The 19,326-nt window shown below is 66.4% G+C and carries 20 protein-coding genes; 5 read left to right on the top strand and 15 right to left on the bottom strand.

Features of this window, described 5'->3' with window-relative positions; all coding sequences use genetic code 11:
• Positions 1-81 precede the first annotated feature (81 nt).
• Genes CAL26_RS00315 through CAL26_RS00340 form a run of 6 tightly spaced genes read right to left on the bottom strand, consistent with a single transcriptional unit; the run spans position 82 to position 5,873 of the window.
• Positions 82-1,233: an acyl-CoA dehydrogenase family protein gene (locus CAL26_RS00315; RefSeq protein WP_094844982.1), complete on the bottom strand. Its 1,152-nt coding sequence runs from the start codon at positions 1,231-1,233 to the stop codon at positions 82-84.
• An 11-nt stretch (positions 1,234-1,244) separates the two neighbouring features.
• Entirely contained in the window at positions 1,245-2,441 is a 1,197-nt protein-coding gene (locus CAL26_RS00320) for an acyl-CoA dehydrogenase family protein (RefSeq protein WP_094844983.1), read from the bottom strand.
• 55 nt (positions 2,442-2,496) lie between these two features.
• Positions 2,497-3,414: an SDR family NAD(P)-dependent oxidoreductase gene (locus CAL26_RS00325; protein WP_094844984.1), complete on the bottom strand. Its 918-nt coding sequence runs from the start codon at positions 3,412-3,414 to the stop codon at positions 2,497-2,499.
• An 11-nt stretch (positions 3,415-3,425) separates the two neighbouring features.
• The gene (locus CAL26_RS00330) at positions 3,426-4,301 is read right to left on the bottom strand and encodes a MaoC/PaaZ C-terminal domain-containing protein (protein WP_094844985.1); all 876 of its coding nucleotides are present in this window, start codon (positions 4,299-4,301) and stop codon (positions 3,426-3,428) included.
• The gene (locus tag CAL26_RS00335; RefSeq protein WP_179283191.1) at positions 4,298-4,705 is read right to left on the bottom strand and encodes a Zn-ribbon domain-containing OB-fold protein; all 408 of its coding nucleotides are present in this window, start codon (positions 4,703-4,705) and stop codon (positions 4,298-4,300) included. Before CAL26_RS00335 ends, CAL26_RS00330 begins: the two co-directional genes overlap by 4 nt.
• Positions 4,706-4,709: 4 nt before the next feature.
• Entirely contained in the window at positions 4,710-5,873 is a 1,164-nt protein-coding gene (locus CAL26_RS00340; protein WP_094844987.1) for a thiolase domain-containing protein, read from the bottom strand.
• 254 nt (positions 5,874-6,127) lie between these two features.
• On the opposite strand from CAL26_RS00340, the gene CAL26_RS00345 reads away from it, so the two are divergent.
• Complete coding sequence (locus CAL26_RS00345) at positions 6,128-6,820, top strand: GntR family transcriptional regulator (protein WP_256987824.1); 693 nt, start codon at positions 6,128-6,130, stop codon at positions 6,818-6,820.
• Between the two features lies 1 nt (position 6,821).
• On the opposite strand, the gene CAL26_RS00350 is transcribed toward CAL26_RS00345, so the two are convergent.
• The 6 genes from CAL26_RS00350 to CAL26_RS00375 are packed head-to-tail and all read right to left on the bottom strand — an operon-like array spanning position 6,822 to position 11,647.
• On the bottom strand, positions 6,822-7,979 hold the full coding sequence (locus CAL26_RS00350; protein WP_094844989.1) for a thiolase: 1,158 nt from the start codon (positions 7,977-7,979) through the stop codon (positions 6,822-6,824).
• Complete coding sequence (locus CAL26_RS00355) at positions 7,976-8,371, bottom strand: Zn-ribbon domain-containing OB-fold protein (RefSeq protein ID WP_094844990.1); 396 nt, start codon at positions 8,369-8,371, stop codon at positions 7,976-7,978. The genes CAL26_RS00350 and CAL26_RS00355 overlap by 4 nt, the downstream gene beginning before the upstream one ends.
• Before the next feature lie 17 nt (positions 8,372-8,388).
• Positions 8,389-9,678 carry a CaiB/BaiF CoA transferase family protein gene (locus tag CAL26_RS00360; RefSeq protein WP_094844991.1) on the bottom strand — a complete coding sequence of 430 codons (1,290 nt, stop codon included), beginning with the start codon at positions 9,676-9,678 and terminating at the stop codon, positions 8,389-8,391.
• A gap of 10 nt (positions 9,679-9,688) precedes the next feature.
• Positions 9,689-10,678 carry a Bug family tripartite tricarboxylate transporter substrate binding protein gene (locus CAL26_RS00365; protein ID WP_094844992.1) on the bottom strand — a complete coding sequence of 330 codons (990 nt, stop codon included), beginning with the start codon at positions 10,676-10,678 and terminating at the stop codon, positions 9,689-9,691.
• Between the two features lie 50 nt (positions 10,679-10,728).
• Positions 10,729-11,163 carry a MaoC family dehydratase gene (locus tag CAL26_RS00370; protein ID WP_086062857.1) on the bottom strand — a complete coding sequence of 145 codons (435 nt, stop codon included), beginning with the start codon at positions 11,161-11,163 and terminating at the stop codon, positions 10,729-10,731.
• A 10-nt stretch (positions 11,164-11,173) separates the two neighbouring features.
• The gene (locus tag CAL26_RS00375) at positions 11,174-11,647 is read right to left on the bottom strand and encodes a MaoC family dehydratase (protein ID WP_094844993.1); all 474 of its coding nucleotides are present in this window, start codon (positions 11,645-11,647) and stop codon (positions 11,174-11,176) included.
• 200 nt (positions 11,648-11,847) lie between these two features.
• On the opposite strand from CAL26_RS00375, the gene CAL26_RS00380 reads away from it, so the two are divergent.
• Positions 11,848-12,621, top strand: a complete 774-nt coding sequence (locus CAL26_RS00380) for an IclR family transcriptional regulator domain-containing protein (protein ID WP_094844994.1) — start codon at positions 11,848-11,850, stop codon at positions 12,619-12,621.
• Positions 12,622-12,696: 75 nt separating this feature from the next.
• Here the strand turns inward: CAL26_RS00380 and CAL26_RS00385 are convergent, their stop codons facing one another.
• From CAL26_RS00385 to CAL26_RS00395, 3 genes are all read right to left on the bottom strand, one after another.
• Positions 12,697-13,023: an XRE family transcriptional regulator gene (locus tag CAL26_RS00385; RefSeq protein WP_094844995.1), complete on the bottom strand. Its 327-nt coding sequence runs from the start codon at positions 13,021-13,023 to the stop codon at positions 12,697-12,699.
• Entirely contained in the window at positions 13,016-13,381 is a 366-nt protein-coding gene (locus tag CAL26_RS00390) for a type II toxin-antitoxin system RelE/ParE family toxin (RefSeq protein WP_094844996.1), read from the bottom strand. Before CAL26_RS00390 ends, CAL26_RS00385 begins: the two co-directional genes overlap by 8 nt.
• Positions 13,382-13,625: 244 nt before the next feature.
• A complete protein-coding gene (locus tag CAL26_RS00395) occupies positions 13,626-15,857 on the bottom strand; it encodes an NADP-dependent isocitrate dehydrogenase (protein ID WP_094844997.1) in 2,232 nt (743 codons plus the stop codon).
• 362 nt (positions 15,858-16,219) lie between these two features.
• Here CAL26_RS00395 and CAL26_RS00400 point away from each other — a divergent pair, with 362 nt between their 5' ends.
• The 3 genes from CAL26_RS00400 to CAL26_RS00410 all read left to right on the top strand — a co-directional run bounded on the left by CAL26_RS00400 (position 16,220) and on the right by CAL26_RS00410 (position 19,322).
• On the top strand, positions 16,220-17,422 hold the full coding sequence (locus CAL26_RS00400; RefSeq protein ID WP_094844998.1) for a cytochrome P450: 1,203 nt from the start codon (positions 16,220-16,222) through the stop codon (positions 17,420-17,422).
• A 105-nt stretch (positions 17,423-17,527) separates the two neighbouring features.
• The gene (locus CAL26_RS00405; RefSeq protein ID WP_094844999.1) at positions 17,528-17,917 is read left to right on the top strand and encodes a nuclear transport factor 2 family protein; all 390 of its coding nucleotides are present in this window, start codon (positions 17,528-17,530) and stop codon (positions 17,915-17,917) included.
• A gap of 22 nt (positions 17,918-17,939) precedes the next feature.
• On the top strand, positions 17,940-19,322 hold the full coding sequence (locus CAL26_RS00410) for an NAD(P)/FAD-dependent oxidoreductase (RefSeq protein ID WP_256987827.1): 1,383 nt from the start codon (positions 17,940-17,942) through the stop codon (positions 19,320-19,322).
• Positions 19,323-19,326: the final 4 nt, after the last annotated feature.

The raw sequence follows: 19,326 nt of genomic DNA on the forward strand, positions 1-19,326 counted from the left end.
GACTCCTGCATCGGACAAGGAACGGCATGGATAGGGAACTGCGTGGATCGGATGTGACCGGCGGGCGCCCCGCGCGCCGGTTCAGCTTGCTGTTTCCTCTTCCAGCACATGGGACAGCGCCGCGTAGCGCGCCAGGTGGTGGTCGGTGTCGCCCAGCGTGGACTCGATGATCGTCAGCCGCTTCACGTGATGGGATACGGGCAGTTCATCCGACAGGCCCATGCCGCCGTGCAGCTGCACGGCCTGCTGGGCGATGAACTTCATGGCCTGGCCGACCCGCGCCTTGGCCGCCGACGACAGCCGGCTTCGCTCTGCCGGATCCGTCGCGCCGGAAAGCCGTGCCGCCGCCAGCGTGGCCACGGCGCGCGCCTGCGCAAGATGGATGGCCATGTCGACCATGCGATGCTGCAGGACCTGGAAGCTGCCTATCGGTACGCCGAACTGCTCGCGTGTCTTCAGGTATTCCAGCGTCGCCTCGTTCAGCGCGCCCATGGCGCCGATAGCCTCGCCGCACAGCAGCACGATGCCGTGGTCAGCCACGGCTTCCAGCAGCGGCAGGCCCTGGCCTTCGGGGCAAAGCAGCGCGTCGCGGCGCACGCGGACGTTCGAAAGCCGGACATCCGCCGCGCGCAGGCCATCGATGGTCCTGTAGTCACGCGCGGTCAGGCCCGCCGCATCGGCGGGGACGAGGAAAACCGAGATGCCCGCGCCGTCCCGGCGCGCGCCTGACGTGCGCGCGGACACGATGAGATGGTCCGCCTGCGCGCCATGCGGCACGACCGTCTTGACGCCGTCCAGGACGTAGCCATCGCCATCCGGCCTGGCCGAGGCGGCGACGTCGAAGAGATCGTAGCCGGACTCCCGCTCGCCCAGCGCGCAAGCCATGGTCGATTGTCCTGCCGCGATTCCTTCAAGCCGTTCGGCATGATGGCCGGACAGGTGTAGAAACTGCGCGCCCATCGCCGTGGCGAGGACGGGTTCCACGATCAACCCACGGCCCAGCTCCTCCATCACGATGAACATGTCCATCAAGGAGCCGCCGAGTCCGCCCGCCGACTCGGGCAGCGGCAGCGCGGGAATCCCGAGCTCGGCCAGCGCCGCCCATGCCTGCTCCGACACGCCCGTCTCCGTGCGGATGATGGCCCGGCGCGTCTCCATGCCGTAGTCCTTTTCGATCCAGCGACGCAGCGCGTCGGCGAACTGCCGCTGGTCCTGCGTGATGTTGAAATCCATGATCCGGCTCCTTACAGGCCCAGCACGAGTTTGGCGATGACGTTCTTCTGTATTTCGTTGGATCCGCCATAGATCGCGATCTTTCTTGAATTGAGGTACAGCGAGGCGAGCGGGGCGGCGTCGTCGTTGCCGGTAATCGCATGCTCCCGTTCCCCGGCGATGAAGGCCGGGTCGAAAGGCGCGCCATAGGGGCCGACGGCTTCGAGCATCAGTTCGGCGATGGCCAGCTGGATTTCGCTGCCCTTTACCTTGAGCATGGATGCTTCGGGCGCCGGAGACTTCTGGTGGTCTTCCTGGGAGATCGTCTTCTGTACCAGCATTTCCAGGCCGATCAGATCGATTTCCAACGAGGCGACCTTCGCGGCGAATACCGGATCGTGCAGCAGCGGCCGGCCCTTCCTGCTTTGCCGCAGGGCCAGGCGCTTGAGCGACCGCAGTTCTCTTTTCGAACGTCCGACGGCGGCGATGTTGGTGCGCTCGTGACCCAGCAGATACTTGGCATAGGTCCAGCCCTTGTTCTCTTCGCCGATCAGGTTCTCCACGGGAACCTTGACGTTATCGAAGAACACTTCGTTGACCTCGTGCTCCTCGTCCAGCATGATGATCGGCCGCACGGTGATGCCGGGCGAGTCCATGTCCATCAGCAGGAAGGAAATGCCCGCTTGTTTGCGTGCCCCGGGATCGGTGCGCACCAGGCAGAAGATCTTGTTGGCGTATTGCGCCCAGGTGGTCCATGTTTTCTGGCCGTTCACGACGTAGTGGTCGCCGACGCGTTCGGCGCGCGTCTTGACGGCGGCAAGGTCGGAACCGGCGCCTGGCTCCGAATAGCCCTGGCACCACCAGTCGTCGCAGTTCAGGATGCGCGGCAGGTAGTGCTGCTTCTGCGCTTCGCTGCCGAAAGCCATGATGACGGGCGCCACCATGTTGACGCCGAACGGCATGATGATGGGCGCACCGGCGGCGGCGCATGCCTCGTCCCAGATATGCCGCTGCACGGTGGTCCAGCCGGTCCCGCCGTGCTCCACCGGCCAGCTCGCGCCGACCCATCCCTGGGCGGCGACGATCTTGTGCCAGCGAACGAAGTCTTCCTTGGCCAGGCGCTTGTGATTGAGCACTTTCGCTCGCAGGTCCTCTGGCAGGTTCTGGCGCAGCCAGGCGGCCACGGTATTGCGAAACTCCAGGTCCTGCGGACTGTAATTCAGATCCACGATATCTCCAGTGTGGCCGATGACGGGCGTGACGGCGGACGGCGTTGGGCGGCGTTCAGATGGGTTGCCAGTTGAATACGTCCGCGGTTTCTTCCAGCGGCGTCAGCGCGCCACGCATCGCCGGCAAGGCGTAGTCCGCGATGCTTTCCGGTGTCCAGCCATCGGACATGTGCACGGACTTCACCGGCCGCGGCTGGCTCATGAGCATGATTTCATTGCCACGCACGGCAAACACCTGTCCGTTCACATCGCGCGCCAGCTCGCTGGCGAGATAGACCGCCAGCGGCGCGACCTTGGCGGGCGTCATCAGCAGCTGCTTGCGCTCGGCAGCCAGCGCCTGGGCTTCCGTGGTGACCGGCACCGATGCCACCATGCGGCCCCAGGCGAAAGGCGCGATGCAGTTGGAACGCACGCCGGCGCGCTGCATGTCTATGGCGATGGTGCGGGACAGGCCGACGATGCCCATCTTGGCGGCGGCGTAGTTGGCCTGCGCCCGGTTGCCGACCAGTCCCGACGTCGAGGTCATGTGCACATAGGCGCCGCTGCCCTGTTCCTTGAAGTAGGGCGCGGCGGCGCTGCTGGTATAGAAGGAGCCGTACAAATGCACCTTGAGCACCGCGTCCCACTCTTCGTCGCTCATCTTGTGGAAGAACCGGTCGCGCAGGATGCCGGCGTTGTTGACGACGCAATCGATGCGTCCATAGGTGTCCACCGCCTGCTGCACGAGGCGTTGTGCGCCGGTGCGCGTCGCGATGGAGTCGGTGTTGGCCGCGGCCTCGCCGCCGGCCATGCGGATTTCGCGGACCACAGCGGCTGCCGGGCCGTCGTCGCTTCCTTCGCCGCTCAACGACGCCCCGATGTCGTTGACCACCACGCGGGCGCCTGCCTGGGCGAACTGCAATGCGATGTCGCGGCCGATTCCGCCCCCCGCGCCTGTGACGATGGCTACCTTGCCTGACATGGACTGCGTCATGATCTGTCTCGCTATGGTTTGAATGCGGCTTGAACGTGGCTGATGACCACGGCGTCGCGGGAGGCGACATATCCTTCGAGCGCCACATGGCCGCCCTCGTCCCACATCCGGAACTCGATGTCGTCGGACGGATAGACGGGGGCGGAAAATCGCGCGTCGAAACGCGTCAGCCGCGTCACGTCGCCTTGCGCGCAGGCCCGGATCGCCGCCACGGCGGCAAAGCCATACGTCGCCAGGCCATGCAGGATGGGGCGCGGAAAACCCGCTTGCCGGGCTATCGCGGGATCGATATGCAATCGGTTGCCGTCCCCGCACAGGCGGTAGAGCAGCGCGGCGTCGTCGCGGACGTGATAAGTGGTGCGCTTGTCCGGCGGGCGCGCCGGCGCGGGGGCCAGCGCCGCGGGGACTGCCTGCGTCAGGAGGATGTCGTCCGCGCCGCTTGCCGAGAAGCCACCGTCGCCACGGCAATAGAACAGCTGCCACGCGCGTCCGTAGATCTCGCCGTCTTCAGACTGCAAGGTCTTGCATACGGTGATCAGCGCGCCCTTGTCTTTTCCTTTGTCCGTCACGCGGCACACCCGCGAGATGCCGACGATGCGGCCCTGTGGCGGCAGGGGCCGTTCCAATGCGATGCGCTGGTCCCCCTGGATCAGGCGCGTCGCGTCTATCCCCATGGACTTGTCGTCGCGTGCCCAGAACCCTGGCGACGCAAGCACGGCCGCCATGGTGGGCACCACGACTTGATCGGTTTCATCCACCAGGCGCAGCTGGCAAGGGTCCAGCGGATCGGATACGGCGCCGATCGCCAGCGCATACAGCGCGCAATCGCGTTCGGTGTATTCGTGAACGACGGTTCGGCTCCATGTTTTGACGGCATCGAGATTCATGCGCCGGGCCCCGCTTCGTCCATGACAAAGACGGGCACCCGGACGGTCCCCGCGCGGCCGAATGCGACGCGCACCCTGGCCCCCACGGCCAGCATCGTGGGCGGCGCGCCGACGATGTTGCTGAGCATCCGGACGCCTTCGTCCAGTTCGATGAAGGCGAGGACCTGCCGGTCCGTTTCATTGCCGGTGACTGTGTACGTATAGATCTGGCCGCGCCCGCTTGCCTCCACCCAATCGACCGAGGCCGAGAAGCAGTGCGGGCAGCTTCGACGGGGGTAGTAATGGGCCCGCCCGCATGAGACGCAGTGGCCGTAAAGCAGCTTGCCTTGCGCGGCGGCGGTGAAGAAGGCTTCGTTTTCAGGGTTGGTGGCAGGCGCGGGCCACTCCCGGTTGTCCAGGAACATTCGGTCAACTCCTTCCCAGGATGAGGGTGGCGCTCCCATGGCGGGCGCCCAGATTGCCGCCCGTTCCCTGGGCCAGGGCGATTTCGCAGTTCGGCACCTGGACGGCGGGGTGGGCTTCGCCGCGCAGCTGGCGTACTGCCTCGATCACCTTGGTGATGCCGCCGCGATTGGCCGGGTGGTTGTTGCACAGGCCGCCGCCATCGGTGTTGAAGGGCAGGCGGCCGACGCCGGAAATAAGGTTGCCGTCCTGCACGAAGCGGCCGCCTTCGCCTTTGCGGCAGAAGCCCAGGTCCTCCAGCTGCAATAGAACGGTGATGGTGAAGCTGTCGTAAATCGACGCGTACTGGATGTCGGCCGGCGTGACGCCGGCTTCCGCGTATGCCTGCGCGCCTGACTGGGCGGCGCCGGTCACCAGCAGGTCGCCGTCCCCGCCGTAGACCCCACGTGCGGCTTCTCCAGCCCCCAGGACGGTGACGACCGGGCGCGCCAGCTCGCGGGCGATCTCGGGACGCGTGACGATCAAGGCGCCGCCGCCGTCGCTCACCACGCAGCAATCCAGGCGGTGCAGCGGATCCGCCACCAGCGGTGAATTGACGACCTCTTCCACCGTCACGGGCTTGCGGAGCATCGCGTGGGGGTTGTGCTGCGCGTGGGTGGCGGCCGCGACCTTGATCCACGCCAGCTGCTCGGCCGTGGTGCCGTGTTCGTGCATGTGGCGTCGCGCGACCATGGCGTATCCGGCCAGCGTATTCATGCCGAAGGGCAGCTCGAAGGCGGAATCGGGCGACGTCGCCCCATACTCGCGCGGCTTGGCCGTCGAGGGGTCGGTGCGCGGCTTGCCTGCCAATGTGATCAGGGCGACGTTGCATTTGCCCGCCGCGATGGCCTGGGCCGCATGCGCGACGTGAATGAGGTACGACGATCCGCCGGTCTCGGTGGTGTCCAGGTGCCTGACCCGGAGTCCCAGGTAGTCGAGCATGGAAAGGGGACCCAGCCCGGGCGCGTCGCCGGCGCAGAAGTATGCGTCCACGTCGCGGGCGGTGAGCCCGGCGTCCGCCAGGGCGCCCCGCGCGCATTCCGCGTGCAGCTGGGCGACCGAATGCTGTTCTGCCTTGCGCAACGGGTGTTCGAAGACGCCCGCGATACAGGCTCGTCCCTTGATGGTCATGAATCCGTCCCTGCTGATGGTTCGCCCTGATCCGCGGGCTGGCGTTGCCTGGCAACCGCTTGCGCCGTTCTGTTCAGGAGAATACCGTTCTGAATACAGGTCTGAATTCTGGGCCAAGTTCAGAAGCTTGGCAATAGGGTTAACATGTAGGCGCAGATCCCCAACAGCCTCGCCGGCCGCCGGCGACCGCGTCCTGGCTTGCCTGGCAGGCACGGCTCGCACACCGTTCGAACCACATGTCTACTGCTGATCAAATGGACCCGTCGGCACTGGCCGAGAACATCGCCGCGACGGTCTATACCGCCGTGCGGGCGAAGGCGGTGTCCCATGCCTTCCTGCCGGGGGAGAGGCTGAATGAGGGAGAACTGGCGCGGGAGTTGAATGTGTCCCGCACGCCGTTGCGCGAAGCGTTGCACCGGCTCGCGACCGAAGGCTTCCTGCGTTCAGTGCCGGGGAAGGGGTTCTTCTTCAGGAATCTGGATCCCAAAGAGCTGTTCGACCTGTATGAACTGCGGGCCTCGCTGGAAGTGGCCGCGGCGCAGTTGGCCGTGGAGCGCGCCAGCGATGAAGACATCGCGGCGGTCGCGAGCATGGTCAGGGAGGACGTCGCGGAGAGCGGCTGCTCGCAGCTGGAGCTGATCGCGCAGGACGAGGCATTCCATCAGCGCTTCGTCGCGCTTGCCGGCAATCTCGAGATGTCGCGCGTCCTGGACAACATCAATGCGCGCATACAGTTCGTGCGGTGGATCGACCTGGGCGCGCCCACGCGACGGGCCACGCATCACGATCACAATGCGATCATCGACGCGCTGGCGCGTCGCGATCTCGACGCCTGTACGGCATTGCTTAAAAAGCATATCGGTCGGCGCCAGGACGAAATCGTGGAAGCCGCGCATGCCCGGATCGCCCAGCTCTTTACGCAAAGGGCGACCCGCGGGCGAGCATGAATCAGAGCGTGGCCGCGCTGCCCAGGATCACCGTGCTCTGGCTGGACAGCGTCCCGCCGTTGCCGTGCGCCAGTGCCGTCTCGCAGCCGGCGACCTGACGTTCGCCGCCATCGCCGCGCAACTGCCGTACGGCTTCGATCAAGGCGAAGATGCCGTACATGCCGGGATGGCAATAGGACAGGCCACCGCCGCTGGTGTTCACCGGCAGTTCGCCGCCCGGCGCGATGCGGCCGTCCTCGACGTAGCGTCCGCCTTCGCCCTTGGGGCAGAAGCCCAGGTCTTCCAGGAACAGCAGCGTGGTGATGGTGAAGGCGTCGTACAGCTGCGCCGCGTCCACGTCCGCGGGTCTCAGGCCAGCCATGCGATAGGCCTGGGCGCCGGATTGCACGGCCGCCGTAGTGGTCAGGTCGGGCATGGCGGAGATCGAGTAATGGCTGATGGCCTCGCCCACGCCCAGCACGTACGCCGGCGCGCGGCGCAGGTCGCGAGCGCGTTCGGTGCTGGTCACGATCAGCGCCCCGCCGCCGTCGGTGACCAGGCAGCAGTCGCGTAGCGTCAAGGGCTCGCTGATCATGGGCGACGCCAGCACGTCGTCAACGGTCAACGGCTTCTTTTCCCAGGCCGCCGGATTGCGCAAGGCCCACTGCCGCGCCGCCACCGCGATTTCCGCCAATTGGCGCCGCGTGGTGCCGTATTCGTGCATATGGCGCGACGCCGCCAGCGCATAGGAGCTGGCCGTGTAGAGCGGCCGGTAGGGCGCTTCGTGCGGATTGGGATCCGGCGCCGCGACGTTGGCGCGGCCCAGGCTGCGTTGGGTGCTGCCGTAGGCAATCAGCGCGACCTCGCACAGCCCGGCTTCGATGGCGGCCTGGGCGTGGCCGATCATCGTCATGAAGGATGCGCCGCCCATGTTGGTGGCGTCGTGATGGCGCGGCTGCAGGCCCAGGTATTCGCAGAGCGCCAGGGTGGGCATCCGGCTTTGCGACGTGGTGGCGAATACGCCGTCCACGTCGCGCAGCGACAGGCCGCAGTCGTCCAGGGCGCGTCCCGCGGCTTGCGCCATGAGATCGATCGGACCCAGGCCCGGCGCGACTTTGCCCAGGTCGGATTCGGCGGCGCCGACGATGGCGGTGGCGCCGCGACGCAATGGCGTGTTCATGCGGCCTCCCGCGTTCCGGCCGCGTCCAGGATGTCGAACACCGGATAGGGTTCGCCGCCGTCGGCGGGCATGCAGGCGCGCATCCGCACCCTCGTACCGATGGCGGGCCGCGTGTCGGCGCCTTCCACCCGGCTCATGAGGCGGAAGCCTTCGTCCATGTCCACCAGCACCACGTTGTAGGCGTCCTGGTCGCGTGGATGTACGATGGTGATGGCGTGGATGGTGCCCAGGCCGGCGCTGATGCGCCACTCCAGATCCCGCATGCCCGAGCCCGAACCGGGGCCCAGCACGCGTGGCGGGAACACCGCGCGGGCGGTGGCCGGGTCGTACTGATAGGCGAGACGTCCCGCCGACAGATGGCGGCGGTAGGTCGCCAGTGGGGATTCCTGCATGGTGCGGAGTACTCCGTTCAAACGATGCGGCGCTCGCGCAGTTCGGCGATCTGCCGCGCGGTATAGCCGAGCAAGGTGCCGAGCACGGCTTCCGTGTTGTCGCCCAGGCGTGGTGGCGGCAGGTCGTAGCGTGGCGGCGTGTCGCGCAGCCGCAGCGGGCTGGCGATGGTGGACACCACGCCATCGATGTCGGCGTTCGCCGGCCTCGGGATGTCGACGCGCAACCCGCGATGTACGACCTGCGGATCCTGGAACACCTGTTCGTAGTCGTTGATGCGGCCGCAGGGCACGCCGTGCGATTCCAGGCGTTGCAGCCAATCGCTCGCGCTCCGGTCCAGCATGGTGCGCGCCAGGGCGGGCACGAGCGTATCGCGGCCCTGGATGCGGCCGGTGACCTTGTGCCAGCGTGGGTCGGCGGCCAGGTCGGGGCGTTCGATGGCGGCGCAATAGCGCTGCCACTGGTCGTCGTTGCCGACCGCCACCACGATCTCGCCATCGGCGACGGTGAAGACCTGATAGGGCACCAGGCTGGCGTGCGCATTGCCGTAGCGGCGCGGCGCCTTGCCGGTGGCGAAGTAGCCCGTGACCTGGTTGCCGCCGAGTGCGACGATGCAATCCAGCAAGGCCATGTCGATGTACTGGCCCAGGCCCGAGACGTCGCGATGATTGAGCGCGGCCAGGATGGCGATGGTGGCGTACATGCCGGTGATGACGTCGGCAATGGCAATGCCGGCTTTCTGGGGGCCGCCGCCGGGCAGGTCGTCGCGTTCGCCGGTAATGCTCATCAAGCCGCCGATGGCCTGGAAGACGAAATCGTAGCCCGGCTTGCTGGCGCTCGGCCCATCCTGCCCGTAGCCGGTGATGGAGCAATACACCAGACGGGGATTGATGGCGCGCAGGCTTTCGTAGTCCAGGCCGTAGCGCTTCAGGTCGCCGATCTTGTAGTTCTCGATGACTACGTCGCTTTGCGCCGCCAGGTCGCGCGCGATGCGCTGGCCTTCAGGTGTGGAGATATCCAGGGTCAGCGATTTCTTGCCACGGTTGGCGGCCGCGTAATAGGTGGAGTCGCGTGTGTCCTGGCCTGCGCCGTCGCGGATCCAGGGCGGACCCCAGCCGCGCGTGTCGTCGCCGCTGCCGGGGCGTTCGACCTTGATGACGTCCGCGCCCAGGTCGGCCAGGTTCTGCGTGCACCAGGGGCCGGCCAGGATGCGCGACAGGTCCAGTACCCGGATGTGCGAAAGCGCCTTCCTGGCGGCCTGGTCCGCCGTATCCTGGTCGCGCGCCGGGGTGTTGCTCGTTGCCGTCATTGCACTGCCCTCATTGGATGGTGATGTGGGCGTCGTCGATGACCTTGGCCCACTTGTCCATTTCGGCGGCGACGAAGCGGGCGAATTCCGGCTGTTTCATCATGCCGGGGACCGCGCCCTGCTGCGCGAACTGTTCCTTGATGGCCGGCGTGTTCAAGGCTGCCAGGACATCATGCGACAGCTTCGCGGTGAGCTTCGGGTCCATGTTGCCAGGCGCGTACAGGCCGAACCAGGCGGTGGCTTCGAAGCCCTTGATGCCGGCCTCGTCCAGCGTCGGGACGTCCGGCAGCGCGGCGGAGCGCGTCAGCGATGTGACGCCGAGCGCGCGCAGCTTGCCTGCCCTGATGTGCTGGAGCACGCCGGGAACCGAGTCGAACATGACGGGGATCTGCCCGCCCAGCAGGTCGTTCAGCGCCGGCGCCGCGCCCTTGTAGGGGATGTGGACCATGCTGACGCCGGTCATGGACTTGAACAGTTCGCCCGACAGGTGGTTGGCGCCGCCCGTGCCGGCCGAGCCGAAATTCACCTTGCCCGGATTGGCCTTGGCGTAGGCCACCAGATCGGCGGCGGTGTCGATGCGGTTGCGTTCGGCGAAATCCGTGTTCACGACCAGCACGTTGGGTACGGCGGCCACCTGTGCGATCGGCGTGAAGTCGGCCGTGGTGTCGTAACGCAGGTTCTTGTACAGCGCGGGGTTGATGACGTGATGCGTGGCCGTGACCATCAGCGTGTAGCCGTCGGCTGGCGTGCGGGCCAGTTGTTCCGAGAAGATGGTGCCGCTGGCGCCAGGCTTGTTCTCGATCACCACCGGCTGTTTCCATTCGGTGCCCAGCGCGTTGCCCAGCATGCGCGCCAGTATATCGGTCGTGCCGCCCGGCGGGAACGGCACGACGATGCGTACCGCATGATCGGGGAAGGTTTGCGCGGCGGCCGCCAGCGGCCCCACGCACAACGCGCCCAGCGCCAGGGCGGCCACATTGCGCAGCCATGATTTCTTCATTTGTTGTCTCCTCGTTGGTCTTCGCCGGCGCGTTGCCGCGCCTGCTGCATTCAGTGCGGGAATTCCACCATGGCTTCACCCACCGCAACGGTTTCGCCGCGCTGGTTCAGCACCTGTACGTCCAGGGTGGCCCAGCGGCTTTTGTCGGTCTTGCGGGTGGCGGTGACGACGGCGTGCGGCGTGATGGTGTCGCCCGGCTTCACGGGCGACTTCCAGCGCGTTTCGAGCCGACGCTGCATGCCGCCGTGTTCGTACAGCCAGTCGGTCAGCATGCGCGTGATCACGCCGAAGTTGTTCATGCCGTGCATGATGATGCCGCCGAAATTGGTCTTGCCGAAATTGCCCTGCATGTAGTTGTCGTCCCAATGCAGGGGGTTGTAGTCCAGCGAAGCTTCGCAGAATGCGCGGATGGATTCGCGTGTAGGCGTGAAGGGCTGGCCCTCGATCTTGTGGCCGGCCGCGAGCGTGTCGAATGCGTGGGTCATCGTTGTCTCCTTACATGGGGCGGATGGTCCAGCCGCGGCCGGAGCAGATCACTTCGTCGTTCTGGTTGAAGAAGACGTTGTCATGCACGACGAACAGGCGATCCTTGCGGATGAACTTGTCCAGCGCGCGGGCCTCCAGCCGGATGACGTCGCCCGGTCGCGCGGGCGTGTTGTAGCTCCAGGACTGGCCGGCGTTGACGGTCCCCGGGCTGCGCATCCAGTCGTCGGTGGGCGTGCAGGCGAACATCAGCAGGATGTGGATGGCGGGCGGCGCGATCAGGCCCTTGTAGGGCGACTTTTTCGCGTAGTCCTCGTCAAAGTACAGGGGGTGCATGTCGCCGACGACCTTGCAGTACTTCTGGATGGCTTCCAGCGTGAGCGTGTAGGGGATGGTCTTGCGGGGTTCGCCGGGAACGATGTCGTCCCAGATCTTTCGCGCCGCGGCGTCTTTCCAGAAATCTGTCTCGAATGTGGTTTGTGTCATGGCCTTTCCAGGGCGGTGTTGGGAGGGAGCCGCAACGCCCGGGCGTCGGCCGCCGCACGGACTTGCGCGATTGCGGTCGCGTTGCTTATAATGACCGCTAAGCGGATATATTCATCCGCTATACGGTCATTGTGGGGAGTCGAGGCACGGGTGTCAAGCACACGCGTGGCCGTTCGCCGCGCCACGATGTGGGAGCAAGCATGGCAACGCCGGAAAGCGAGTCCTTCGTCCGCACCTTCGCGCGCGGGCTCAAGATCATCGAGACGATGGGCCAAGGCGAGGCGCGGCAGACGCTCGCCGACGTCGCGGCGGCCGTCGACCTGCCGCGCACGGCGGTGCGGCGTTTCCTGTTGACGCTGATCGAGCTGTCCTTCGTCAAGACGGACGGCAAGCACTATTGGCTGACGCCCAAGGTGCTGCGCCTGGGGCTGTCGTACCTGTACACGCTGCCGTTCTGGCGGCAATCGCAGCTGGCGCTGGAAGAACTGGGCGCGCGGATCGGCCAGTCCTGCGCCGTGTCGGTGCTGGACGAGGAAGACATCGTCTACGTCCAACGCCTGCACACCAAGCGCATCCTGTCCATGAGCCCGTCGCTGGGCAGCCGGCTGCCGGCGCATGCCGTGTCGATGGGACGGGTGCTGCTGTCCGGGTTGGAAGACGACGCCCTGGACGCGTATCTGCAAAGTGCGAAGCTGAAGAAGCTGACCACCATCACCGTGGTGGACCGCGACCGCCTGCGCGAGACGGTCATGCTGGCGCGCGAGCGCGGCTATGCCTGGGTGGATGGCGAACTGGACGACTCCATCGCCGGCCTGGCCGTGCCGGTGCGCGACCAGGACGGCACCATCGTCGCCGCCATCAACGTCAGCCTGCCGGCCGGCGCCTATCAGGAAGACGCCGCGGTGGCCGAATTCCTGCAACCCCTGCGCCAGACCGCGTCGCAGCTGCGGTCGACGATGGTGGGGCTGCGGTAGCCGTCACGCAGGGCGCGGCGGCGTGCCGGTTCATCCCGGCTGCCCGATGCAGGCTGTCGGTTGCCGGCCGACGGCTCAGGCCGCGGCGTTCTCGTCGATCTCCGAGAAATTGCTTATCTTCACCGAGCCATCGGGAAAACGCGCGATCACATCGAGCTCGCCTCCCATGGCCTCGATATGGCTCCGCAGCGTGGAGATGTACATGTCGGTGCGCTTCTCCAACTTGGCGATGGAGGGCTGCTGCACGTGCAGCAGCTCGGCGAGCATCTTCTGCGATAGACCGCGGGCTTGGCGAAGCTCTTGGAGCGGCATCTCAGCTAGCATCGCCCGGGTCTTTGCTTCTATGCGCGCGCGGCGCGCTGCCGGCACCTTCGCGTACAGCTCAGAAAATTTCTTAGCCATCGATAAGCCCCTCTTTAACAAGCTGCTGGAGGTGATCGTCGTAGAGACTATCCGCGATTGGTATATGCTCGGCGTACCACCGATCATCCCCTGTTTTATCGCCGCCGATCAGCAAGATCGCGCAGCGCCGCGTGTCGAAGGCATACAACGTCCGTAACGGCCGGCCGCAATGCTGTGTCCTGAGCTCACGCATTCGGCCGTGTCTAGATCCCTTGATCGCCGTACTGTGCGGGAAGCCCAGAGAGGGGCCGCACGTTTCCAGTAAGCGTACGCTCGCGATCAACGAATCCTGTTCGCCCTCTTTCAAGGAGCACCACCATTCCTCGAACTCGTCCGTGTATTCGACTTCCCAGCGCATTGAAATTATTCCCTTGATGGAATATTCTGTCAAGGGAATATGGGTGCCGATAATCGGCGTCAGGTTCCCAGCCTGAGTTATCAGCTGGCTTGCGGAGAGGTGCCTAGGTATCGTTCGCGGCGGCGGATCGAACGCCTGGATGCGACGTGTTCCAGCTCCGACGTCCCCGCTTCCGAGATAAAAAAAGCCGGCCCCAAGGGCCGGCTTTTTGCCGAGGAAGCGCAAGAACCTTGTGCTTCCGGCGTTACGCTTCCAGCTGCTTCAACGCGCGGTTCAGCGTGGCGCTGGGTCGCATGGCCTGGCTGGTCTTTTCCGCATTCGGACGGTAGTAGCCGCCGATATCCTGCGGCTTGCCTTGCGCCGCGGCCAGTTCCTGCACGATCTTGGCTTCGTTGTCCGTCAGCGTCTTGGCGATGCCGGCAAACCTGGATTGCAGGGCCTTGTCTTCCGTCTGCGCGGCCAGGGCCTGGGCCCAGTACAAGGCCAGGTAGAAGTGGCTGCCGCGGTTGTCCAGGCCGCCTACCTTGCGGGAGGGCGACTTGTCGTTGTCCAGGAACTTGCCGGTGGCTTCGTCCAGCGTCTTGGCCAGCACGCGCGCGGCGGTGTTGCCGTGGACGTCGGCCAGATGTTCCAGCGACGCGGCCAGGGCCAGGAATTCACCCAGCGAGTCCCAGCGCAGGAAGCCTTCTTCCACGAACTGCTGCACGTGCTTGGGCGCCGAACCGCCCGCGCCGGTTTCGAACAGGCCGCCGCCGGCCATCAGCGGCACGATGGAAAGCATCTTGGCGCTGGTGCCCAGTTCCATGATGGGGAACAGGTCGGTCAGGTAGTCGCGCAGCACGTTGCCGGTGACGGAGATGGTGTCCTTGCCCTGGCGGATGCGCTCGACGGAGAACTTGCACGCCTCGGAAGGCGTCATGATGCGCAGGTCCAGGCCCGAGGTGTCGTGGTCCTTCAGGTAGCGCTCGACCTTGGCGATGATCTGCGCGTCGTGGGCGCGGTTCTTGTCCAGCCAGAAGATCGCGGGCGTGCCGGTGGCGCGGGCGCGGTTCACGGCCAGCTTCACCCAGTCCTGCACCGGCGCGTCCTTGGTCTGGCACATGCGCCAGATGTCGCCGGCTTCCACCGGCTGCTCCAGCAGCACCTTGCCCGACTCGTCGACCACGCGCACGGTGCCGTTGGCCGGGATCTGGAAGGTCTTGTCGTGCGAACCGTATTCCTCGGCCGCCTGCGCCATCAGGCCGACATTGGGCACGGTGCCCATGGTGACCGGATCGAAGGGACCGTTCTTCTTGCAGTCGTCGATCACCACCTGGTAGATGTCGGCGTAGCTGCGGTCGGGAATCACCGCCTTGGCGTCGTAGGCCTTGCCGTCCGGACCCCACATCTTGCCGCCTTCGCGGATCATGGCGGGCATGGAGGCGTCGACGATGACGTCGCTGGGCACGTGCAGGTTGGTGATGCCCTTGTCGGAGTTCACCATGGCCAGGCGCGGGCGCTTGGCGTATTCGGCCTGCATGTCGGCTTCGATTTCGGCGCGCTTGTCGGCGGGCAGCCCGGCGATCTTGGCGTACAGGTCGCCGATGCCGTTGTTGGGGTCGAAGCCGACCTGCTTGAGGGTATCGGCGTGCTTGGTCAGCACGTCCTTGTAGAACACCGAGACCACGTGGCCGAAGATGATCGGGTCGGAGACCTTCATCATCGTCGCCTTGACGTGAACGGAGAACAGCACGTCCTTCTTCTTGGCGTCTTCGACCTGGACTTCCAGGAAGGCGCGCAGCTTGTTCTTGCTGAGGACCGCGGCGTCGATGATTTCACCGGCCTTGACGGGGGTCTTTTCCTTCAGCACCTTGGTGGCGCCGTCGGCGGTGGCCAGTTCGATGCGCACGGAGCCGGCATTGGCGATCAGCGCGGATTTTTCGCTGCCGTAGAAGTCGCCGCTGTCCATGTGGGACACGTGGGTCTTCGAGTCGGCCGACCACGCGCCCATCTTGTGCGGGTGCTTGCGGGCGTAGTTCTTGACGGACAGCGGCGCGCGGCGATCGGAGTTGCCTTCGCGCAGCACGGGGTTCACGGCGCTGCCCTTGATCTTGTCATAGCGCGCCTTGGCGTCCTTGTCCTTGTCGTTGGCGGGCTCGTCCGGATAATCCGGCAGCTTGTAGCCCTGCTGCTGCAGTTCCTTGATCGCGGCCTTCAATTGCGGGATCGAGGCGCTGATGTTGGGCAGCTTGATGATGTTGGCTTCCGGCGTGGTCGCCAGGCGGCCGAGTTCCGCCAGGTCGTCGGAGATCTTCTGGGCGTCGGTGAGCAGCTCAGGGAAGGCGGCGATGATGCGGCCGGACAGGGAAATGTCGCGGGTTTCGACGGCGACGCCCGACGAGCGGGTGTAAGCCTGGACGATGGGCAGCAGCGAATAGGTGGCCAGGGCCGGGGCTTCGTCGGTCAGCGTGTAGATGATCTTCGACGTGGTAGACATTTGCTCGTGAACCTCACTCAAACGGTGGAATGGCGGAAATGTTGTCCGGTCCCTGCGGCGTGTCCGGCGGGCGGCGCGCGCGGGCATGCTGGCGGCGCGCCGTGGGCGCGGCGGGGCAGCGTGGCCGCGTGCCGGGTCGCGCGCCGCGTCCATATACAGGGCGGGGGTCGTTACAGATTCTAGCACCGGCATCCCGCGCGCCGCCTGGGGCGCCGCCGCGGCGGTTACGGCTTGTCCCTCTTTCAGGAAAGTGTGGGGTCCGGCGATGGAATAAACGGCATGAAGTCCGTGTTAACTAGCGCGTGGACGCGCGGCCGGGACCGGCCGCCGCCCCGTGATCGCCGTGCGTTGTTGGAGCCGCCATGAATCTGCAGGACCTCTCTACCCCCGAGTTCTACCGGGACCCTTACCCCTTGTACGAAAAGATCCGCGCGCGCGGCAAGCTGTTCAAGCTCGCGCCGCATATCCTGATGACGGGCCATTACGACATGATCGACGCCATGCTGGTGGATCGGCGCATGGGCAAGGGCTATATGGAAAGCATCCGCGCCCGTTACGGCGAAGACGGGCCGTCGCAGCCGATCTTCCAGGGCCTGGCGCGCATGTTCCTGATGATGAACCCGCCGGCGCACACCCGCCTGCGCGCGCTGCTGATGAAGGCCTTCGACGCCCGGCGGGTGGACGCCCTGCGCCAGGCCTGCCAGGAAGTCGCGGACGAACTGATCGCCGCGTTCCCGCGCGGCCAGGCGTTCGACCTGGTGCCGGCCTACAGCCAGCCCCTGCCCGTGCGCATCATCTGCCGGCTGCTGGATATCCCGGTCGAGGACGCCGATATGCTGGAACGCGACGTCGGCCAGCTGGTGCAGGCCCTGGAGGCCGCGCCGCTGGGCGCCCCGGCGCTGGAGCAGGTCAATGCCGCGATGCTGAATGTGGAGGCGTATTTCCGCGGCGTCGTGGAAGCGCGGCGCCGCCAGCCGGGCGACGACCTGGTTTCCGTGCTGCTGTCGGTGCGCGAGGACGGCCAGGGCCTGACCGAAGAGGAAGTCGTGTCGAACGTGATCCTGCTGTTCGTGGCGGGCCACGAGACGACGGCCAACATGATAGGCAACGCCCTGATCGCGCTGCACCAGCATCCGGACCAGCTGCGCCTGCTGGGCCAGCGGCCCGAGCTGCTGCCCAAGGCGATCAACGAATGCATGCGCTACGACAGCTCGGTGCAGTTCCTGACCCGCGTCGCGCTGGAAGACACCGAAGCCGGCGGCATCGCGCTGCCCAAGGGATCCATCGTGTTCATGAGCCTGGGCGCCGCCAACCGCGATCCCGCCCGCTTCGCCGAACCCGACCGCCTGTTGCTCGAACGCGAGGAGACCGGCAACCGGCTGCTGTCGTTCGGCGGCGGCATCCACTACTGCCTGGGCGCCCGGCTGGCGGCCATGGAGCTGCAGATCGGCCTGGGCAGCCTGCTGGACCGCTTGCCGGTCATGCGCATCGTCGACCTGGATGATCTGCGGTGGCGCAAGCGCAATACGGTGCGGGGGGTGGAGGCGCTGGTCGTGGCGCATTAAGGGCGCGCGGGCCCACTGGCTCCATCGCCGTGGACCGCTGGCTCTATGGGCGGCGCGATGCGCCGTGTAAGGTGTCCTCAAACCCCGTATCAGAGGACACGCACCATGGCATCCGTCGTCGACACCACCCTGCTTGAGGCCTTCAGCGCGGCCTGGAATCGGCACGACCTGCCTGCATTGATGTCTTTCATGCATGAAGCGTGCGTATTCGAGACCGCCGCGGGCCCGCTGGCGTGCGGCGCCCGGCACGCTGGCCTGGACGCGGTGGCCAGGGCCTTCGCCTCGGCATGGGAAACCGTCCCCGACGCCCAGTGGGAGAACGGCCGTCACTGGGTGAGCGGCGATCGCGGCGTGTCCGAGTGGACGTTCACCGGCACGGCGGCCGATGGCTCGCGCATCGAGGTCGACGGCGTCGACGTCTTCACGTTCCGCGACGGCAAGATCCTGGTCAAGCACGTGTTCCGCAAGAACCGCACGGCGCCCGCCGCCGCCTGACACGGGCTTGGCCGCGATGGATATGTCTGTGGATACGACGAGCCGCCAGGCCTACGACCCCACCTACGACCCGCTCGTTTCCACGGGGCCGGGCCGGGGGCAGGACTACGCGCCGACCTACTGGGTGGCATCCGCGGGCGAGCCGCCGGGTGACGATGGCCCCATCCACGGCGATCGGGACGTCGACGTGGCCGTCATCGGTTCGGGCTTCACCGGCCTGGCGACGGCGTTGTTCCTGGCCAGGGAGCATGGCATCAAGGCCACCGTCCTGGAGGCCAATCGCGTCGCCTGGGGATGTACCAGCCGCAACGGCGGCCAGGGCCAGAATGCCAGCGGGCGGCTGTACCGGTCGCAGTGGATAGAACGATGGGGCGTGGATGTCGCGCGCCGGCTCGACGCGGAAATCCGCGAGGGCTTCGGCACATTCCGCGGCCTGGTGGCGCAGATCGATTGCGATGCCCAGCCCGGCGGGCATCTTTACATCGCCCACCGCGACAAGAAAATGGCGTTCCTGCGCAGCGAAGGCGCGCTCATGCGCGACCGCTTCGGCTACGACACGCGGATGCTCACCCGGGAGGAAGTGCACCGCGACTACGTGCGCGACGAAGACGCGCATGGCGCCCTGCACGAGCCCGACGGCATCAGCGTGCATCCGCTGAAGCTTGCCTACGGCTACATACGCATGGCGCGCGCGCATGGCGCGACCCTGCATCCGTCCAGCCCGGTCACCGGCTGGCGCACCGAAGGCGAGCGGCACCTGTTGCGCACGCCGGGCGGCGTCGTGCGCGCGCGCGCCGTCGCGATCGCCACCGGCGCGTACACCGCCGGCAGCCTGCATCCCAGCCTGCGCGGCCGCTGCTATCCCATCCTTTCCAACAGCATCGTCACGCGTCCGCTGACGGACGACGAGCTGGCGCGCACCAACTTCCTGACGCATGAGGCCATCACCGACACGCGCACGCTGCGCTTCTACTATCGCCTGTTGCCCGACCGCCGCGTGCAGATCGGCAGCCGCAGCGCCATCACCGGCGCGGACGCGCGGCATCCGCGCCATGAGCGCCTGCTGATAGACGGCCTGCACCGCAAGTTCCCGGCCTTGCGCGGCATCGATATCGACTATTCCTGGTGGGGATGGGTGGACGTCAGCCATGACATGATGCCCCGCATCGCCCAACCCGATCCGGGCCAGAACGTGTTCTATGCCCTGGGCTACGGCGGCAACGGAGTGAGCTTCTCCGCCCACGCCGGCCGGCGCATGGCGGAACGCATCGCCGGCCGCGCGGACCCCGCGTTTTCGCTGCCCATCTACGACAGCGCGCTGCCCACGCATCCGCTGGCGCCCTTCAGGCGCCTGGGCCAGGCGCTGCTCTATCGATGGTATTACCTGAAGGACGAAGTGCTCTGAACCG

Source organism: Bordetella genomosp. 9, assembly GCF_002261425.1.
In the GTDB taxonomy this organism is placed as follows: Bacteria; Pseudomonadota; Gammaproteobacteria; order Burkholderiales; family Burkholderiaceae_B; genus Bordetella_C.

Bases quoted from the DNA above. Each gene is read 5' to 3' on its own strand.
- CAL26_RS00380 (WP_094844994.1), top strand. From the start codon at position 11,848: ATGGCAACGCCGGAAAGCGAGTCCTTCGTCCGCACCTTCGCGCGCGGG.
- CAL26_RS00360 (WP_094844991.1), bottom strand. From the start codon at position 9,678: ATGACGGCAACGAGCAACACCCCGGCGCGCGACCAGGATACGGCGGAC.
- CAL26_RS00405 (WP_094844999.1), top strand. From the start codon at position 17,528: ATGGCATCCGTCGTCGACACCACCCTGCTTGAGGCCTTCAGCGCGGCC.
- CAL26_RS00365 (WP_094844992.1), bottom strand. From the start codon at position 10,678: ATGAAGAAATCATGGCTGCGCAATGTGGCCGCCCTGGCGCTGGGCGCG.
- CAL26_RS00345 (WP_256987824.1), top strand. From the start codon at position 6,128: ATGGACCCGTCGGCACTGGCCGAGAACATCGCCGCGACGGTCTATACC.
- CAL26_RS00370 (WP_086062857.1), bottom strand. From the start codon at position 11,163: ATGACCCACGCATTCGACACGCTCGCGGCCGGCCACAAGATCGAGGGC.
- CAL26_RS00330 (WP_094844985.1), bottom strand. From the start codon at position 4,301: ATGAATCTCGATGCCGTCAAAACATGGAGCCGAACCGTCGTTCACGAA.
- CAL26_RS00400 (WP_094844998.1), top strand. From the start codon at position 16,220: ATGAATCTGCAGGACCTCTCTACCCCCGAGTTCTACCGGGACCCTTAC.
- CAL26_RS00325 (WP_094844984.1), bottom strand. From the start codon at position 3,414: ATGACGCAGTCCATGTCAGGCAAGGTAGCCATCGTCACAGGCGCGGGG.
- CAL26_RS00350 (WP_094844989.1), bottom strand. From the start codon at position 7,979: ATGAACACGCCATTGCGTCGCGGCGCCACCGCCATCGTCGGCGCCGCC.
- CAL26_RS00410 (WP_256987827.1), top strand. From the start codon at position 17,940: ATGTCTGTGGATACGACGAGCCGCCAGGCCTACGACCCCACCTACGAC.
- CAL26_RS00390 (WP_094844996.1), bottom strand. From the start codon at position 13,381: ATGCGCTGGGAAGTCGAATACACGGACGAGTTCGAGGAATGGTGGTGC.
- CAL26_RS00355 (WP_094844990.1), bottom strand. From the start codon at position 8,371: ATGCAGGAATCCCCACTGGCGACCTACCGCCGCCATCTGTCGGCGGGA.
- CAL26_RS00335 (WP_179283191.1), bottom strand. From the start codon at position 4,705: ATGTTCCTGGACAACCGGGAGTGGCCCGCGCCTGCCACCAACCCTGAA.
- CAL26_RS00385 (WP_094844995.1), bottom strand. From the start codon at position 13,023: ATGGCTAAGAAATTTTCTGAGCTGTACGCGAAGGTGCCGGCAGCGCGC.
- CAL26_RS00315 (WP_094844982.1), bottom strand. From the start codon at position 1,233: ATGGATTTCAACATCACGCAGGACCAGCGGCAGTTCGCCGACGCGCTG.
- CAL26_RS00395 (WP_094844997.1), bottom strand. From the start codon at position 15,857: ATGTCTACCACGTCGAAGATCATCTACACGCTGACCGACGAAGCCCCG.
- CAL26_RS00375 (WP_094844993.1), bottom strand. From the start codon at position 11,647: ATGACACAAACCACATTCGAGACAGATTTCTGGAAAGACGCCGCGGCG.
- CAL26_RS00340 (WP_094844987.1), bottom strand. From the start codon at position 5,873: ATGACCATCAAGGGACGAGCCTGTATCGCGGGCGTCTTCGAACACCCG.